Here is an 18163-nt window from a genome sequence, read left to right on the forward strand (position 1 = left end):
TCTCCATCCAAAGCGTTTTCGACATCATGCGTTGGCCTCCTTTTTGTTCAGAAGGCCACTCACGCCTTTTGGCAGGTAAAGCGTTGCAAGCACAAACAGAGCCCCCAAAGCAAACAACCAGACTTCAGGGAACTCGACGGTAAACCAGCTTTTGGCATAGTTAACAAGAAGCGCGCCGACGATAGCACCATAAAGCGTGGCGCGGCCGCCCAGCGCAACCCAGACAACAATCTCGATGGAGTTGAGCGGCGCAAACTCCCCTGGGTTGATAATCCCCACTTGAGGTACATACAACGCGCCAGCTATGCCTGCGATGGCCGCAGAAAGCACAAATAGCCAAAGCTTACTTTTCTCGACTGCATAGCCGACAAAACGGGCACGCGACTCCGCATCTCGAATAGCGATGGTCAATGCGCCAAGACGGCTGGTGACAATGGCTCGGCAGATCAGATAACAAATACCAAGGGCTATTACGGTCGCGACGAATAACCCAACACGGGTGGCATCACTTTGAAGGCTGAACCCCAACAGATCTTTAAAATCTGTCAGGCCATTGTTGCCGCCAAACCCCATTTCATTTCGGAAAAATGCCAACATCAAAGCGAATGTCATTGCCTGCGTCATGATGGAGAGATAAACGCCAGAAACACGAGAGCGGAAGGCCAGCCAACCGAACACAAATGCAAGAAGACCCGGTACGGCAATGGCCATCAGGCAAGCAAACCAGAACATGTCAAAGCCATACCAAAACCAAGGCAGCTCGGACCAATTCAGAAACACCATAAAATCTGGCAACTCAGGGTTGCCATACACACTGCGATCACCAATTTGGCGCATCAGATACATGCCCATGGCGTACCCACCGAGGGCAAAGAAAGCACCGTGCCCCAAACTAAGAATGCCGAGATACCCCCACACTAAATCGACGGAGAGCGCGAGGATGGCGTAACTCAAGTACTTACCTAAAAGAGAGACCGTGTAGGTTTCGAGATGGAACACACTGGTCGCGGGCACCCAAAGATTGAGTACCGGCACCATTACCGCCGAAATGCCGAGCACGAGAATAAGTAGTGTCGTCGCGCTATCAAACAACGGTTTATGTAACGGATGTCTGTCCATGACTTATGAATCCTCCGCCATACGACCACGCTGAGGAAAGAGTCCTTTTGGTCTTTTTTGGATAAAAAGAATGATGAATACCAACACGAGGATCTTCGCTAACACCGCCCCTGCCCAAGCTCCAAAATCTTATTGAATACGCCCAAGCTCAAGCCTGCAGCCAACGTCCCCCAGAGATTCCCGACACCACCAAACACCACCACCATGAAGGAGTCGATGATGTAAGCTTGCCCCATATTGGGTCCGACATTGGTGAGCTGAGACAGTGCAACGCCCGCCACACCTGCGATGCCAGACCCCAGACCAAAAGTTGCCATGTCTACCCATTCAGAACGCACCCCCATTGCGCGCGCCATTGAGCGGTTTTGGGACACTGCACGAACTTGAAGCCCCAAGGAAGTGCGTTTCAGCACAAAGAGCAGCGCAAAGAAAACGAGGAGGCAGAAAACAATGATGTACATGCGGCTTGCAGTAAGCTGCAGCATTGGCGACACATCTATCATGCCGCTCATAAACTCTGGCGTACTGACGGAACGGTTCAACGGAGAGAAGATAGATCGCACCGCTTGTTGCAAGATCAAGCTGATCCCAAACGTTGCAAGCAGGGTTTCTAATGGTCGTCCGTATAAATGGCGAATAACACTGCGTTCAATCAACACACCAACCAGACCCGATACAACGAATGCACAAGGAATCGAGAGGAGCAGTGCCATGCCAGTGTAAGCAGGAAGCAATTGCTGCATCACGTACGTGGTGTACGCCCCCAACATGATGAGTTCACCGTGGGCCATGTTAATGACACCCATCACGCCAAATGTGATAGCAAGACCAATCCCTGCCAACACCAACACAGAACCCAGACTTAAGCCGAAATACAAGGTCTGGGCTGCGTTTACCACTTTCTGGGTTTGGTTGTAGTCATCGATGGCGGCATTCAATGCTTGTGCCAATGGCGTATTGTCATCATCAATGGTTACGCGGGCTACTTGCAGTGCTTCAAAGGCTTGAGGTAATCCTGACGATGCCAAAACATCAATCGATTCAATTTTTTCCGCATCAGTTCCCTGTCCCGTTAGCGTGTAAACCGCTAACGCCACATTCAAATACGATTTAGTGACGCCGTCACTTTCTTTTTCGACTAATTCGGACAGTGCCATCGCCAAAGGCTCATCCACTTCACCGATCAGTCGTTGCGCGCCCGCTTGTTTTTGCGCCAAATCACTGCCTGTTAATGCCAGCGTCGCGAGTAACGTTTTTATCTGGGAGCGCATTTTGTTGTTGAGGGTGACGCTGCGATAATTGCGTTTCTTGGCGACAGTGACTTTCTCTCCGGTGACGACATTTTCAATTTCACTGCCCTTTTTGAAGGTGTCACTGACAACAAACCACAACGCCTTGTCTTTCTTTCCGTAGACCACTCGCTTTTCTAGCAAGCTGTTCAACAGCTGCGCTTTGTTTTTGTCATCAGATTGCGCAATTAGCGTGACGGCTTTTTGTTTGTCATTGAATGATTTGCTGGTGAGAAGTGTTTGGATGTCGTCAAACGATTTGGTTTCCCCAAACACGTCAAAAGAGGTGGCAAACATCAGGGTGACGATAAGTGAAATCATCAACCGATAGATATTCTCCTTCAATGCTGCATGTCGAACTGGCTTCTTCGCATGATTCAATCCCTTGAAAAAAGCCCGCCAAGTCGGTCGTATGGTAGGAGACGGCTCCGCTTGGCAGGCAAGGAGTTAAAAGGTAAAAGAGAGACTTTATTCACTCACACCAGAGCATTGTCCGGTGGTCACATTGAAACTGCCGCAAGACATAGGTTTTAACCAGCTCGCGAACAAGTCTTTTGAGCCTGTCAGGAAGTCCGACCAAGCATCACCGGCAACCACATCAGGGGTTTCCCATACCGTGACAAACTGGCCATCATCCTGAATTTCGCCAATCAGCACAGGTTTGGTGATATGGTGGTTTGGCATCATGGTGGCGTAGCCGCCTGTGAGGTTTGGCACTGTCACGCCAATAATGGCGTCTTGAACAGCATCAGAATCCGTTGTGCCCGCTTTCTCTACCGCCTTTGCCCACATGTTGAAGCCAAGGTAAGTCGCTTCCATTGGGTCATTGGTGACGCGGTCATCATCTTTGATGTAAGCGTGCCATTGTTCGACAAACTCATCGTTTTCATCCGTTTCAACGCTCATGAAGTAGTTCCATGCGGCAAGGTGTCCAACCAAGTTAGACGTATCCATACCAGACAGCTCTTCTTCACCCACGGAGAAAGCAACGACAGGAATGTCCTCTGCTTCTACACCTTGCGCTGCCAGCTCTTTGTAGAAAGGCACATTTGCGTCACCATTGATGGTCGACACCACCGCGGTTTTCTTGCCTTCAGCACCAAACTTTTTGATATCCGCAACAATCGACTGCCAATCTGAATGACCAAACGGCGTGTAGTTGATCATGATGTCTTCTGGCGCGACACCACTATCAATTAGGTAGGCTTCGAGGATCTTGTTTGTTGTGCGTGGATAGACATAGTCCGTACCCGCCAGCACCCAGCGTTCTACATCAAGCTCATCCATCAAATAATCAACGGCAGGAATGGCTTGTTGATTTGGTGCAGCACCTGTGTAGAACACGTTTTTGGAGGACTCTTCACCCTCGTACTGGACAGGATAAAAAAGAAGGCTGTTAAGCTCTTCGAACACGGGCAGAACTGATTTGCGTGATACCGATGTCCAACAACCAAACACCACATCTACATCTTCTTTCTCAATCAGCTCACGCGCTTTTTCAGCAAATAGTGGCCAGTTAGAGGCAGGATCGACAACAACGGCTTCTAGTTTCTTACCGAGCAAACCGCCTTTCTTGTTTTGCTCATCCACCATCATCAACACGGTGTCTTTCAGCGTAGTTTCACTGATTGCCATGGTCCCTGACAATGAATGAAGCACCCCAACCTTGATGGTGTCTTCATCCGCCACTACCTGATAAGACAAGCCCGCAAGCGTTATTGCACTTACCCAATTTAATGCAATCTTCTTTCCGTTCATTGCAACTGCTCCTTATGAGTACCTGCGGAACGACGGAGCAAAAGCCTTGCCAAACTCGCGTTATACATCGCAATTAATTTGTAATCGGATGAAATAGAAATGATTTATGTAAAAGTGGATTAAGGGAGGACGGACTTTTCAAATGTGTACATAACTAAAATGGTGCACGCCATAAATTCCAACGCACTATATTAGCCCCCTCGAATATACAGTGCACCATAGGGTATAAGTACGCAAAACGGATCGGAAACGGCTAGGCTTTCGTAATGGCAAATATTGTCTAACTGAAATACGGAGGGATAAAGATGCAGTGGCTTAATCGCTTCGGCATGCTACTCCTGCTTAGTTTGCCTGCAACATCTCTGGCGTACCCGCACTACGGGCTCTATCAGCCACATCGCACGCTTATGTACTTCACTCCCAGTGAAGGTGAAGAGTCAGCGGCATTCCAGCAACAAATGCTTATTCATGGCTGCCAAATGGATGAAAGAGACCTACGTTGCTTGTGTTAGATACCACCGCGATGACCGACTCGCGAGGGCTCTTTTCTTCTAACGAAATCTCGACACTGCTGGAAAAATTCGGCATCCCAAGTAACGAGCACATCGCCGTCCTCATTGGGAAAGACGGCACGGAAAAATTTCGCTGGGAAACAGAGGTTAACATCAACGAACTTGTCGATGTCATCGATGAAATGCCAATGCGAAAACAAGAGATAGCTCAAAGAGGCATGAGGTGCAGTATTTAGCGTGCAGTGTTGTTAAGGTGCTAACTCATACAAACAGAGATAACGATTAATCTAACAAATAGAAAAAGTTATATACTCCCTACCTGTTTACAGTCAGACGCACTGGCATTTGGCGTGTCTGATCTCTTCATATTCACCAAGGATTTCTCCATTGCAATTAGGTGCTCAAATATACGCATTAGGTGAGAGTGTGATTCGAAAAGAATCACAGGCTATTTTCGATAGATTTGCCGCAATGGAGTACCAAGGCATTGAAATGCCTTTCATGATGGATATCAAAGATGCACTCAATCAGTCTGGCTTAAAGTATTCAGCCCTTCATGTCGGTCCAGATTTACTCGTTAACCCCCAGAATCTCATAGAACACATGCTTCTTAGCGACTGTCGACACCTGTGCCTTTCTGGCCCAATAGGCTGGCATGACAGAACGTTGGAAAACTTTCAGACGACCTCCAGTCTAATCAATGAAAAAGCAGCAATGTTCTTAAAGGAAGGCATTCAGGTTCACTACCATAACCATGACTTCGAATTTCTACCTCTAGGTAGTCTTGCCCAAAGACCAATAGACATTCTTCTTAGCGAACTCGACCCAAATTTGGTCAACCTTTGTGTAGATACTGGTTGGTTAAACTTAGTCGGAACATGTCCAATAACATTCTTGTCTACACATAAAAATCGCATTTCATATGTGCACTTAAGAGACTTCAAAGGCTCTGTGTCATCAGAATTAGGCGGCGGGCAAATAGATTTAACGAGCATCGTTGATGAAATCAAAACAAATTCAGCGATTGATTGGGTCGTGATAGAACTTGACCCTGTGCCATATATAGAGAAAAAGTTTGAAAACAGCCGCGTCTATTTAGCAAAACACGGCTGTTTATAGGGCAGTTACAACTCGATTGTCATGTCGTCTTTTGGTTCAGAATCGTCGTGTTTATTTTCCCCAGCAATCAACTCATACGCCACGGATAACACGGCAACGAAATAAACCATTACCACATACCCAAGGATCATATCGATAAAAAACAGACCGAGCAGAGAAATAAAGTGCGTCAGCGCACCGACAACCACAGGGACAACACCCAAAAGAAGAAATAACGCTCCCGTTTTACCTTCTGTGTTTTTCCAAGCCCAATGGATCGACACTGTCTCTCCCACTGCAATTGACGGGAAAATGATCGACAAACGACACGCAATCAGCGCGAACGCCAACATCGAGACAAATGCGAGAATGCCACCAAAGGCTCAACCAATGTCGTCAAACCGGTCAACACCAACGCAAGGCCAATCAGAACAAAAGAGTATCCCAAGGTATAAATCAAAAACTCTCGCTCAATTTTGCCAAACGCTATTCTTCCCCATTGAGGCACCGAGCTTTCTCCCAGAAGCAAAATACGGTGAACATTTATCGCCACAAATACCGCGAGAATAACAGAAACAATACCGCTCGCTAATGCAACCCCACCGCTGTCGGATTGCGATGCCGCAAGCTCCAACATCCACGATAATATGACTGGAATCGCCACTGCCTTAGTAATGGCGAGCTTGGCTAGCCAGGTTCGTCTTGATGCTTCTTGAAGCGTTTGAACAAACACGTATTTACGTCCTTTTAAGTCTTTTTCGGCGGTTAGACACCGATGATACGGATAGAAAATGAAGAGTCAGTCGACATGGCAATAAGATGAGAGGTTATTATCCTGTTTGCCAACATTAACGCTATTCATGCCCCAAACTTACGCTGATAACGAGGCAACATACTTTCATTACCAATCAAGCCACCTTGGTGAATATAGAGCAAGCTCTTATCCTCATTTTTTGGCAACCATCTTGATAAGCAATGCCACATCAAAGGATCGTAGAGTAAATCAAACTCTACGCCCGTACTCTCTTTGAGAGCATTCCATACTTCAAAGTCAGCGCGATATAGCTTTCCGAAGTGATGTTTGTAATCCATTTCTAAGATGGTTGGAAAACACTGCTCTCCCAGCTCTTCAAACTGCGAAATCAGATACTCGGTTCCGCCAACACACGCACACGTCACAACCTCTATACCATGCTGTTTTAAGTGCTTGTGCAAGAACAAAGCTGTCGTGCCAGTGCCTGATGGCAGAGCGACAACCAAGTTATTCACTTGCTCCGTCGTTTTCCACACCAGCACTTCTTTTGCAAGAAGCGCAATGCCAGCTTCTGCGATTGTCGAACGCCCGCCTTCTGGCACAAACAAGCAGTTATCCGACAAACGATATGCCTTGATATAAGCCTCAGGGTGAAGATCTTCATCCGTCACATCAGAAACCGGAATCACCTTTGCGCCAAGTGCCAAAGCCTGTCGGTAATTCCCAATGGGGTTCTCTTTTAACCAATGAGGAATATGGTCGACATAGAACTCTAATTGCCAGCCTTTCATCTCAGCCAGAGCTGCCAGCGACAACAAAGAATTGGCTTGTGCAGAGCCATAACCAATAAGGTGTGTGATTGACGCGTCTTCAAGTTCGAGAAGGCGCATGAGCTTTCGTGCTTTATTCCCTGAAAAATGTGGATGCAGCAAATCGTCGCGTTTTAGATGAAAGGAAACGCCATTATATGAATGAGTAGTAATTGGGGTTTGAGAAAGCTTCATGAACGTCTTGCTTAAATTATTATGCGTCCATTCTACACCCTCTCCGCTTGCGACGGCGATGCACTTTTCTCTTTGTGAATGCCCATTTTTCACCCATTGAACAGTGATGACGAAACCTACCTCTTTCATTAGAAACGAGACAATCCTTTACCAAGTGAGTTTTACCCTTATTAATGCGTGCATAAAACACGCAACTCAAAAAACAATTATTAGAGGGTTGGCTAATGACAAATCAAACGAAGAAAGTGTTATCCATCGACGGTGGTGGAATTCGAGGTGCCGCAGCAGCACGATTCTTAAAACGTTTAGATGATGCATTGTTTGAAAAAGAGAAAAAACGGCTGCGTGATCTTGTTGATTTATATGCTGGTACCAGTACCGGCGCGATCATCGCTCTGGCACTGGCAAACACTAACCTCACCATGGATACAATCAGCGATCTCTACAGTGTGAAAGTCGCGAGGAATATTTTTAAAAGTAACAGAGGCTGTTCGAAATTGATGGTATCAACGCGCCGAAATATGAAGGCGAAGGAAAAACAAAAACCTTCAACAAATATTTTGGCCGAGTGCGTTTAGGTGAAATTGCACAAGGGAAACATGTCCTTGTCGTGGCCTATGAAATAGCCAGACGTAAACCTGTTGTGTTTAAAACCACCAAACCATCACATAAAAACCTTAAATCTGCAGATATCGCAGACGCTACAAGTGCTGCGCCCACCTATTTTCCTACGGTGAAAATGAAACTCGACGGGCTAGATGCTTGGCTTGTTGATGGCGGTGTTGTCGCTAACAATCCCACCATGTGTGCCATCAGCGAAGCACTAAGTGCCTGGGAGACCACTATCGACAAGGTTAAAGTGCTTTCTGTTGGTACGGGATATAGAACGAGGAAAATCAATGGCCCTGCATCTCGTGATTGGGGGGCTGTTCAGTGGTTTTTGCAAGGTAGCCTCATCGACTTGTTGTCCGATGAAAGGATTGTCGAACACCAATCGGCCACCATCCTACCACCAGCAAATTATCTGAGGGTGAACTCTGAACTGTCTCGGGCTGTCATCGACCCTGCACCGGATGATGCCATGGACGACATTGATGCGGATAACATTCGAAAATTAGTGAAGCTGGGTGATATTTGGTTTGAAGAATACGGTGACGATGCCATCAAGCTGTTATTGAGTTGAGAGGGCAAAGGTAAAGGGCAGCCGTACCGCCCTTTTCACTTTTCACTACAGTTCTTCAGGCTTTTTATTCGGTTTGGCGTAGCTCAATCGCCCAAGACGGTTTGTTACGTGGTAGCTATCCAATCCAGACACAGCAACCGTCTCCAACGCTTCAATATCGACATATCCATCTTCTGATATCGCGTTGTCTTCGACAATCACGTCAACAATTTCACCGATAATCAGTACGGTGTTGTTTACTTCTAACGTCTGCGTTTCTCGCAGTTCAAGTGCGTATTTCAGTCGACTTTCCGCCACGAAAGGCGCGACAACACCATCGAAAAATTCCGGCGTTAAACCAGTTTCGTCGAATTCTGAAATCTCAGCGTCATAGCGCGCAGACGTCTGGTGAGCCACTTTCCATAGGTCTGCCGATACGTGGTTGATGGTGTAGCTTCCCGTGCTTTGAATATTTTCTAACGTATCGCGTGTCACGGAATGCGGACGGCTTATCATCCCGACCAAAGGCGGGTTTGCGCGAGATGGAACACTGAACTTACAATCGCCAAATTATGGTTTCCGTTTCCGTCAGTTGTGCCTATGAGGTTGGCACTTTTGAATCCTGACAGGCTATTGATGAACTTTGCTCGATACCTGTCTTCCATCGACATCAAATCTGACTTGCTAACTTTCATCCACACACTCCTTATGTGCCGCTAATCCGTTATACCCAAGTCACCTGAAAAGGCGCGTTTTCAGTTCGTTTGGGTATATAAATCTGTCGGATAACAGTACTCACTGTACCCTGTTAAGGATCATTCTCCGTTGTTCCCATTCAAACATAAATCAAAACGAAAAACGGCAGCCTAAGCTGCCGTTTTATTACTGTTTATCTTTCGTGAGTCAAGCCGGAACACCGCGACGAATTTTATTGTTTGACTCTTGGTACAAGCTCATCAATTTCTTCGATGACTCACCAATCAGTTTTACCGGTACTGTCGCGAAGTAAACCGATGCCAGAATCACCATCATTGGGTCAGCGTAAACGGCGTACTCTCCGTAGCCTGTCATCATCAGTACTGTCGCGGCCAAGAAGCCCACCAGTACCGCGGCACTGATCACTGTATCCATCAGCCATTGGCTTGATTCTGCTTTCAGAATATCGGATGGACGCTTACCAGAGTGTTTACGGACTACCGCATACGTTGCCAAACAGCCTGCGACGTTAACAATACCGAATACCAGTGCGAAACCTGCGTTTACTTCACGTCCACCGGTAAACATCGCGTCGAGTGCAGAGGCAAAAGAAATTAAACAGACAACAGCAACAGTGAGGCCTTTTACCAAAACAACCAGAGATTCAATAACCGCTGCTTTTTGCGCAGAAACTGACTTACCCTTTTTTCCATTCTTTGCTGATGGGTTGCGGATATAAACAGACGCCGCCAGTGCCATCAAAGAGAGTGCTAATCCGACCAATGAGTAAGCACCGTCAAACACGATGACCATTGATCCCGCCCAGATACCTAATCCAATACCTAGTGCTGCGAAGCAAAAACAAGCAAAGGTAGAAAATTTCAGTAAGTTACGTTCTTTCGCATATTCACAAGACATAAATCCCCACAAAGTGACAAAAATATTGGCGCATTATCATTGTTATCGCCGCCTGAACACACAATAACGCCACAGCAGCGTATGCGTGAGTTGCTGAGCGACAACTTTTTCGTCTCTCGTGTTTTTAACTGTCATATTTAGAGTTAAAATGGTTTACTAACCCATTGGTGAATAAGCAGGCGATCCATGAGAAGCAGTCAGATTGAGATGTTCCTCACTGCCGTAGAAACTGGCTCTATTGCCGGGGCAGCGAGAGACTTGGAAAAGAGTCGCACAACGGTGAGTGCCGCCATCAGTGCATTGGAAGACAGCTTGGGTGTAGAGCTTCTCGCACGCTCAGGAAATAGCGTCACATTAACCGACGTTGGCCGCATGGTTCATGACGATTGCGAACGATTGCTGCAAGCCTCCTACGACATTCAAGCCAAATGTCGACAGTTTGAAAGTGGCGTTGAATCAGCACTCCGCATTGGTCGGGATGACGCACTTCCTGAGTCGTTTTGGCGAACGACCATGCGTGAAATTCAACGCCTCTTTCCCTCATCCAGTGTGTCTTTGTATGTTGCGCCGCCGCCAGAGCTCTATGAAATGGCGGATGAAAACATGATCGACGTAGCTTTTGGTTTGTTACCTGAAACGCGCGCGTTTGGCCGCATCAACAAGAAGAAGCTCGGACAAGTACGCATGATGTCCGTGGTGCACAAAGACCACCCGCTTGCCGCCGTCAAACGCATCCAGCGTGCAGACTTGGAAAGATATACCGAAATCACCCTCGCCTATGTGGATGACGAAGGCCTCAAAGCCTTGGACCCAATCTCCCCTCACTACATCGCACTGCCATTTTATGAACACCTTCGCGATGCAGTACTCGACGGTTCAGGCTGGGCAAACGTGCCTTCAGCGTTACTGCGTAAATACCTACGAAGCGGCACGCTGCAAGTGCTTAGGCACTCCAACGCCATGCAATGGCAACCTTACGGAGAGATCACCGCCATGGATGCACGTGGTGGTGCACTGACTGCATGGCTGTCTGACCGTTTAGAGAACTACCTTGTGGCGGAAGCAGAGTAATATCTCACCACTCAAACACCCGCACCATGAATTGTCGTTGCAGTCATGTTGCACAGTGGTACTCTCTTTGCGTACCAAATCATTAAGGAAACGAGAATGAGCACATCAAACACATTCCCAATTGGCACATTTGGCCAGCCTTGGGGGGACGAAGAAAAAGCGCAATGGTTGGCGACAACCAGCATCAAGCGTAGCTACAAAGACGATGTGATCACCAAGATCGATGCACTTAAAGATCGATTCGACGTCACCCAATACGGCGCATTGTCATTCGACAGCGAACGCTACCCTCAGTTTGGTATTCGCAGCCGTGACTTTGATGCGTCAAAACCTACCATTTTGATCACGGGTGGTGTTCACGGTTATGAAACCAGCGGCGTTCACGGCGCGCTGAAGTTTCTGGATACCGAAGCACTTGGCTTTACTGAACATTTCAACTTTGTTGTCGCACCATGCGTTAGCCCATGGGGTTACGAGACGATTAACCGTTGGAATCCACGCGCTGTAGATCCAAACCGTTCGTTTGTTGAAAACAGCCCAGCAGAAGAATCTGCAAATGTGATGGCATTTGTTAAAGGTCTTGGCATCGACATCTTCTGTCATATCGATCTTCATGAAACAACCGATACTGACGAATCTGAATTCCGCCCAGCTCTGGCAGCTCGCGACGGCAAAGAATACGAAGAAGATGTGATCCCTGATGGTTTTTACCTGGTTGGCGACAGCGATATGCCAAACACTGAATTCCAAACAGCGATCATCGATGAAGTCCGCAAAGTGACTCATATTGCGCCGCCAGACGACAACGGCAATATCATTGGTGCGCCAATTGAACAAGAAGGCGTGATCAACTACCCAACCAAGACATTGGGTCTATGCAGTGGCTTTACCAACTGCCAATACGGCACAACCACTGAAGTGTACCCAGATAGCCCGAAAGTCACCGACGAAGAATGTAATGACGCGCAAGTAGCGGCTATTCGCGGTGCATTGAACTATTTGATCGCCCACCAGTAATCCTGCCGGTCACCTAACTACTAAGAGCGACCTTCGGGTCGCTCTTTCGTTTCAATGCTAAGACCAAGTTCGCTCTCACCAATGAGGCGCGACCTGTCGTTGAAGCTTTCTACACTGCTCAGAGACATAAGGAATGAAGTATATGCCAAGAGCTAAAGCCACGATAAAGATCATCCACGCATTAGAGCACCTCGTGCTCACGCTTATCATCCTTGCTACGACGTATGCGATTGGTGAAGAGATTTACCTCATTATCGTCAACCGCACTGTCACCGTCGGCGACTTGCTTTTGATGTTTATCTACCTCGAAGTGCTTGCCATGGTGTCTATCTTCTTCGAGTCCGGCAAAGTGCCCGTTCGTATGCCGCTTTACATTGGTATCGTTGCTCTTGCCCGCTATCTAATCTTGGACCTCAAGAACATGGATGATTGGCGCATCATCACTATCTCAATTGCCGGTTTAATCATGGCAATCAGTGTCTTCATCATCAGAATTGGTCATGTGAAGTTTCCGTATCCATCCGGCTCTCATGGTGACGATTAACTTTTTTCTCGCGCCAAATTAATTATTTCACTAAATAAATTAATGCCGAATCATAAATACGCTTTCGACTCGAGATCACACAAACAAATCAATTACAGAAAATCACCTTAACCCTATGTCTTAATGACAAATATTGTAAAATCGTGACCTCTACCAAGCTTATAGGTCGCCGTATGTTAAATAGGTTACCGTAGGTCACGTCTTAGCCCAAATTTGGTTGTTTGGGCTCTTTTTAATTTATAGGTTGAAATAAATCCAATGACCCTATGAAGTAAAAGGATACCTATGAAAAAGACTGTACTCAGCCTCTTTGTGTCTACCGTATTAATGGCACCTGCTGCACTGGCTGATGCACCAAACACCGACCTACAGCTGATGCCTTACCCAAAAGAAGTCACCCTGTTGGACGGTAAAACAGAAATCAACCAAGACTTTTCTGTCTATATTTCAGGCTACTCTTCTGAACGTTTAGACAAACTGACCCAACGCATTATTGAGCGTGTTCAAAACCAAACCGGTTTACTGCTAAAAGACCCTATCGCTAAAAATAAAGACCAAGCAACCCTAGTGATAGACGTTAAGCAGGCTGCGAAGTCTGACGTTCAAAACATCAATACTGATGAGTCCTACCAACTCGTCAGCAAGAACAATCAAATTGTCCTGTCTGCCGACTATCCTGACGGTGCCATTGATGGCGCAGAGACCTTCTTGCAGCTCATCACTTTCGATAAAAACGCCACCTTTGTTCCTAATGTAAAGATTGACGACGAACCGCGCTTTAAACATCGTGGCCTACTGATTGATTCTTCTCGTCATTTCGTTGAATTGGATACCATCAAACGTCAAATCGACGGTATGGCATCCGCAAAACTTAACGTGCTGCACTGGCACTTAACGGATGACCAAGGCTGGCGTATCGAGTCAAAAGCCTATCCATTGCTGCAAGAAACATCCTTGGGTGGTCAGTTCTACACACAAGAAGAACTGAAAGACGTGGTTAGCTATGCGCGAGACCGTGGTATCCGCGTCGTACCTGAAATCAACTTGCCGTCTCACGCCAGCCAAATCGTGAAGGCTTACCCTAATCTGGGGTCTGGCGATCCTTCCACTTATGAAGGAACGATTGAATGGGGTGTTTTCCCACCTCTGCTCGATCCAACCAACCCTGAAGTGTTCGAGTTCGTTGATGCCATCGTCGGTGAAATGGCCGAGATCTTCCCAGACAAATCACTTCACATTGGCGGCGACGAACCTTTGTATGGCGAGTGGGAAAACAACACTCGTATTCAGAAATACATGAAAGAGCACGACATTAAGGACGAGCGCGGGTTGCAGGCTCACTTTAATGCCAAGGTACAGAAAATCCTGACCAAACACGGCAAAGACATGAGCGGTTGGGATGAAATCCTTCACCCAGATCTGCCAAAAACCATCACGATTCAATCTTGGCGTGGTCACGAATCACTGGAGAATGCAGCGGCCGAAGGCTATCAAGGTATCCTTTCCACGGGTTACTACATCGACCAGCCTCAACCAACCGATTACCACTACCGCAATGACCCAATCCCAACGGGTTTGACGGTGGACGATTCGCTGCATGCTGGCGAAACGTTTGAAACCTACACCTGGCGCAAACCGCGCGGGAAAGGCTCAGACCGCACCGGTACGCTAACGATCATCACAGATAAGAATGGCGATGCCCGCGCATTTACAGATTACGCAGGCAAACCGCGCGCTGAAGTCTTTGTGACAGAGTATGAAGCGGGTAAACGCTTTGTGGGCCATTTTGACAACTTCATGTCTTACACCAATTTTGTACTCGATATTGAAGACGGCGAAATCCAACCTGATACGTCTTACCAAGTCGTCGGCAATGTGCGTTGGCCAACCTCTGGTGAAAAAACGGCAGGCAGCGATATCAAAAACTCGGCGATCCCAGAACACACACGCCCATCCGCACTGCCTAAAGAGCTTGAAAGTAAGATCCTAGGCGGCGAGATGACGCTTTGGGCAGAAAATGTCTCTGACGAAACGCTGGCCGTGCGCCTCTACCCTCGTGCCTATGCGATCGCAGAGCGTTTCTGGTCACCAAAAGACCTGACAGACGAAGACTCGATGTTTGAACGTATGCAAAGCGTGTCTGCATGGGCAACGGTGTCTGTAGGACTAGAGCATGAAACCAGCCCTTACACCATGCGTGTGCGACTGGCTGGCACCACGGATGTGTCGCCGCTTAACACGTTAGCAACCTACATTGAGCCAGCGCAGTACTACGCGAGAAACTGGATCAAGTTTAACAACGGTGTTTACCATCAGTTCGAGCGTTTAAACCGTTACGTCGATACCTTGGTCGTTGAGTCCTACCGTGTTCGTGACATGGAGAAGCTTGCTGCATCGCCAACGGCTGAAAACCTGAAAGCGTTGCAAAGTGACTTCAGCACAGTGATCGGCAACCACGATGCGGTGGTTGCGATGATGAAGAGAAACCATTCCATGTCGGACTCAGTGGCTGCAGCAAAAGCCGCTTACGAGATGGCGAAACTGGGTAACGCATTAGTCGACATGAAGCTTGAGAACACCACGCTCTCATCAAAAGACATTGCCAAATACCAGAAGCAAATTGCTGATGCAGCACAACCTAAAGACGAAATCATTGTGGCCTTGGTAAGACCGGTAGAAATCCTGCTGAATTCCTTCAAGTAGTTTCCGTCTTTCTATACGAAAATAGCCACCGCGAGGTGGCTGTTTTTTTAGTGCAAAGCGTTACCCATTTAGGCTCTGGCTTTGTTCAACAATTGCGTCATCGCTGATTTGCTGGTTTTGCTGATGGTTTGCATCAAACCGAAGTTTGGTTCGGTGATGTTTTTCTCCTTCAACTCATCAATCATCAACAACCACAATCTCGCTGTCATTTCGGCATCAGCTAATGCACGGTGAAAAATGCCGTCATTATCAATTTGCTTGTAGCGAACCAAATCACCCAGCTTGTGCGTTGGTGCATCTTGAATCAAACGTCGTGCAATCAGCATGGAACACGCAAACTGCCCTTTGTAACGAACATTCAATCGCTCAAGCTCCGCATCCAGAAACCGTTTATCGAAAGATGCATTGTGAGCAACCAAATGGCTGTCACCCATAAATGCTGCAAACGCCGACATTGCTTCTTCACAGCTTGGCGCAGTGCGAAGCATATTGTTAGTAATGCCCGTGTAGCCTTCGATAAAACTGCTAACGCGAAATCCTGGGTTCATCAATTGTTGAAAGGTCTCCACAACCTCACCGTCCACCAGCTTGACCGCACCAATTTCGATAGCGCGGTCTCCCATGTTCGGCGATAAACCCGTGGTCTCGAAGTCGAGGACAACAACCGTATTGGCAGGCGTTAATGGCATTGAATAAACCCGTCTAAATCTAACTACATCATGAAAGCCGAGAGTATACAGATAACCGAAGCCCAAACAAAAACCCTTTACTGCTCTACTAGCCTCAATACCTCCATTTCCCCGCAATCGTCGACAAAGCTTTCGTCGTGACTGACCAATATCATTGCCCCTTTGAACGCTCGCAACGTGCTCGCTAAAACAAGTTTGGATGAGATGTCCAAATGGTTGTCAGGCTCATCCAGCAGCAACAGCGGCATTTGTTCTTGATGGCTTATGATCAAAATGGCCAGTTTCATTTTCTCGCCACCACTCAACGCACCGATTTGACGAAATACGGTATCGCGTCGAAATCCAATGCCAGCTAATAGAGTACGCGCGTCCATCTCTGAAATATGAGGGCAGAACCCCCGAAGGCACTCGAGCATTGACTGCTCGTCATCCAACAAGCTGACATGCTGGTCGAGGTAAAACATAGGGGTGTTGACGGACAACTCACCAGATATAAGCGGCACATCGCCTTTCAACACCTTCAGCAATGTCGACTTTCCGCTTCCATTTCCTCCTTGAAGATGTACTCGCTGATTCGGTTTCATAGAAAAATTGATTGGCAGACAACTTCCGAAAGGCAATTGCCCTTCAAACACCGAAAATAAACGGCCGCCTTTGCTCTGTTCAGACACGACAGAGAAGCTCTGTGTCTTAATCTGTTCACGCTTCTGCGTCAAAGAAGCCGCTTTTCGTTGTAGTGTATCTCGGCGTGCATTTTCATTGATAAGGCGTTTGGAGACCGACGATCCCGCACTGCTTCTCATCGCATTGAGCAGGATTTTCGGCTGACCACCCTTTTGTCTTATCTTTTCGCCTTGCGCTCTTCGTATGGCGGCCTTCTCTTTGTTTTTCTGCGCTTGCATGTCTAGCTGACGAATTTGTCTTTCGGTCGAAGCAATTTTCCTTTCTAACGCATCTTGCTCCAGACAACGTTGCTTATCATAAGCATCATAATTGCCACCATATTGGAAGAGCCCTTTTGAGGTTAGTTCCCAAATCGCCTCCATTTCTCGAAGCAATTGGCGATGATGACTAATCAGCAACACCTTGCCGTTGAACTCACCTATTTTCTCCAATAGCCAGCGTTGCCCTTCTGCATCGAGGTGGTTCGTAGGCTCATCCAAAATGAGTAAGTCATGACCTTGTCTAAACAATTGCCACAACCTCAGTCGTGATAGCTGTCCGCCACTCAATGATCGAACAGGGAAGTGAGGGTTCTGAGGCAGTTTCATCTCTGCCAGCATCTCGTTCAACTCAGTAACAAGATTCCATTGCTCTCCAATGATGTCGAACCACTTTTGCTCAACGCTACCCGCCTCTATCTGTTCAATGGCTTCAATGCGCTTGGCCACACCTAAAAACGAAGCAATGCTCATCTCACCAAAATTTGAGAGTGCCTCGCTTTGTCGATAGACGCCGATATGTGATGAACAATGTACTGAACCTTCAGTCGGCTGAAGTTCGCCCACTATCAATGACACTAAGCAAGATTTTCCGACACCATTGCGGCCTACAAGACCAGTGCGTTTGGCCGTCAAGGTGAACGACAAATGTTGAAAAAGCGTTTCGCCATTGGCAAAACGAAGAGAAAGATGACTAGCTTGAAGTAACGGCATAAAAGCCCTCCTGTAGGCAGGAAGAGCTGGCGCAGCATTAGCTCACATTACGAATAAGTACCGTAAAGAAAACGTACGTATAGAGCAAAAATAAGAAAAGACGACTACGCCGACTAACCCTGCAGATCCAAAAAGTTGAGATGTGGTATTGGATAACAGGACTTAGTTTTTCAT

At 47.3% G+C, this 18163-nt stretch carries 17 protein-coding genes and 2 pseudogenes; 9 read left to right on the top strand and 10 right to left on the bottom strand.

Translation table 11 applies throughout. From position 1 onward, the window contains the following. Positions 1-24: 24 nt before the first annotated feature. The 3 genes and pseudogenes from urtC to urtA all read right to left on the bottom strand — a co-directional run bounded on the left by urtC (position 25) and on the right by urtA (position 4166). A complete protein-coding gene (urtC, locus tag ATN88_RS03600) occupies positions 25-1119 on the bottom strand; it encodes an urea ABC transporter permease subunit UrtC (RefSeq protein WP_067411549.1) in 1095 nt (364 codons plus the stop codon). Positions 1120-1122: 3 nt separating this feature from the next. Further along, a pseudogene (gene urtB, locus ATN88_RS03605) lies at positions 1123-2705 on the bottom strand (urea ABC transporter permease subunit UrtB). A gap of 171 nt (positions 2706-2876) precedes the next feature. Next, positions 2877-4166: an urea ABC transporter substrate-binding protein gene (urtA, locus tag ATN88_RS03610; protein ID WP_067411551.1), complete on the bottom strand. Its 1290-nt coding sequence runs from the start codon at positions 4164-4166 to the stop codon at positions 2877-2879. Between the two features lie 305 nt (positions 4167-4471). Here urtA and ATN88_RS26670 point away from each other — a divergent pair, with 305 nt between their 5' ends. The 3 genes from ATN88_RS26670 to ATN88_RS03620 all read left to right on the top strand — a co-directional run bounded on the left by ATN88_RS26670 (position 4472) and on the right by ATN88_RS03620 (position 5797). Continuing rightward, a complete protein-coding gene (locus tag ATN88_RS26670; RefSeq protein WP_232312721.1) occupies positions 4472-4678 on the top strand; it encodes a hypothetical protein in 207 nt (68 codons plus the stop codon). Next, entirely contained in the window at positions 4672-4914 is a 243-nt protein-coding gene (locus ATN88_RS26675; RefSeq protein ID WP_232312774.1) for a DUF4174 domain-containing protein, read from the top strand. The genes ATN88_RS26670 and ATN88_RS26675 overlap by 7 nt, the downstream gene beginning before the upstream one ends. Before the next feature lie 151 nt (positions 4915-5065). Continuing rightward, positions 5066-5797 carry a sugar phosphate isomerase/epimerase family protein gene (locus ATN88_RS03620; protein WP_067411554.1) on the top strand — a complete coding sequence of 244 codons (732 nt, stop codon included), beginning with the start codon at positions 5066-5068 and terminating at the stop codon, positions 5795-5797. A gap of 5 nt (positions 5798-5802) precedes the next feature. Here the strand turns inward: ATN88_RS03620 and ATN88_RS03625 are convergent, their stop codons facing one another. The 3 genes from ATN88_RS03625 to ATN88_RS03635 form a co-directional block, all read right to left on the bottom strand. After that, a complete protein-coding gene (locus ATN88_RS03625; protein ID WP_198158313.1) occupies positions 5803-6060 on the bottom strand; it encodes a hypothetical protein in 258 nt (85 codons plus the stop codon). Between the two features lie 50 nt (positions 6061-6110). Then, positions 6111-6509 (bottom strand): hypothetical protein, encoded by a 399-nt coding sequence (locus tag ATN88_RS03630; RefSeq protein WP_067411560.1) that lies wholly within the window; start codon positions 6507-6509, stop codon positions 6111-6113. A gap of 125 nt (positions 6510-6634) precedes the next feature. After that, positions 6635-7534: a pyridoxal-phosphate dependent enzyme gene (locus tag ATN88_RS03635; protein ID WP_067411965.1), complete on the bottom strand. Its 900-nt coding sequence runs from the start codon at positions 7532-7534 to the stop codon at positions 6635-6637. A gap of 224 nt (positions 7535-7758) precedes the next feature. On the opposite strand from ATN88_RS03635, the gene ATN88_RS28100 reads away from it, so the two are divergent. Then, positions 7759-8112, top strand: a complete 354-nt coding sequence (locus ATN88_RS28100; protein WP_198158314.1) for a patatin-like phospholipase family protein — start codon at positions 7759-7761, stop codon at positions 8110-8112. Next, positions 8103-8717, top strand: a complete 615-nt coding sequence (locus ATN88_RS28105; RefSeq protein WP_198158315.1) for a patatin-like phospholipase family protein — start codon at positions 8103-8105, stop codon at positions 8715-8717. Before ATN88_RS28100 ends, ATN88_RS28105 begins: the two co-directional genes overlap by 10 nt. A 45-nt stretch (positions 8718-8762) precedes the next feature. On the opposite strand, the pseudogene ATN88_RS03645 reads toward ATN88_RS28105, so the two are convergent. Further along, positions 8763-9391 (bottom strand): annotated as a pseudogene (locus tag ATN88_RS03645) (flavin reductase family protein). Positions 9392-9599: 208 nt separating this feature from the next. Further along, positions 9600-10310 (bottom strand): cation transporter, encoded by a 711-nt coding sequence (locus tag ATN88_RS03650; protein ID WP_067411563.1) that lies wholly within the window; start codon positions 10308-10310, stop codon positions 9600-9602. A 186-nt stretch (positions 10311-10496) separates the two neighbouring features. Between ATN88_RS03650 and ATN88_RS03655 the strand changes: the two genes are divergently transcribed. The 4 genes from ATN88_RS03655 to ATN88_RS03670 all read left to right on the top strand — a co-directional run bounded on the left by ATN88_RS03655 (position 10497) and on the right by ATN88_RS03670 (position 15645). Next, positions 10497-11381 carry a LysR family transcriptional regulator gene (locus tag ATN88_RS03655; RefSeq protein ID WP_067411566.1) on the top strand — a complete coding sequence of 295 codons (885 nt, stop codon included), beginning with the start codon at positions 10497-10499 and terminating at the stop codon, positions 11379-11381. Positions 11382-11477: 96 nt separating this feature from the next. Continuing rightward, the gene (locus ATN88_RS03660) at positions 11478-12398 is read left to right on the top strand and encodes a M14 family metallopeptidase (protein ID WP_067411569.1); all 921 of its coding nucleotides are present in this window, start codon (positions 11478-11480) and stop codon (positions 12396-12398) included. 142 nt (positions 12399-12540) lie between these two features. After that, positions 12541-12942: a phosphate-starvation-inducible protein PsiE gene (locus tag ATN88_RS03665; RefSeq protein ID WP_067411572.1), complete on the top strand. Its 402-nt coding sequence runs from the start codon at positions 12541-12543 to the stop codon at positions 12940-12942. Between the two features lie 285 nt (positions 12943-13227). After that, positions 13228-15645, top strand: a complete 2418-nt coding sequence (locus ATN88_RS03670; protein WP_067411575.1) for a family 20 glycosylhydrolase — start codon at positions 13228-13230, stop codon at positions 15643-15645. Between the two features lie 68 nt (positions 15646-15713). Here the strand turns inward: ATN88_RS03670 and ATN88_RS03675 are convergent, their stop codons facing one another. Both ATN88_RS03675 and ATN88_RS03680 read right to left on the bottom strand, forming a co-directional pair. Then, on the bottom strand, positions 15714-16334 hold the full coding sequence (locus tag ATN88_RS03675) for a 3'-5' exonuclease (protein WP_067411578.1): 621 nt from the start codon (positions 16332-16334) through the stop codon (positions 15714-15716). Between the two features lie 77 nt (positions 16335-16411). Next, the gene (locus ATN88_RS03680) at positions 16412-17989 is read right to left on the bottom strand and encodes an ABC-F family ATP-binding cassette domain-containing protein (protein WP_067411581.1); all 1578 of its coding nucleotides are present in this window, start codon (positions 17987-17989) and stop codon (positions 16412-16414) included. Between the last annotated feature and the right edge of the window lie 174 nt (positions 17990-18163).

This window comes from Enterovibrio coralii, assembly GCF_001559595.1.
Taxonomy (GTDB): Bacteria; Pseudomonadota; Gammaproteobacteria; order Enterobacterales; family Vibrionaceae; genus Enterovibrio; species Enterovibrio coralii.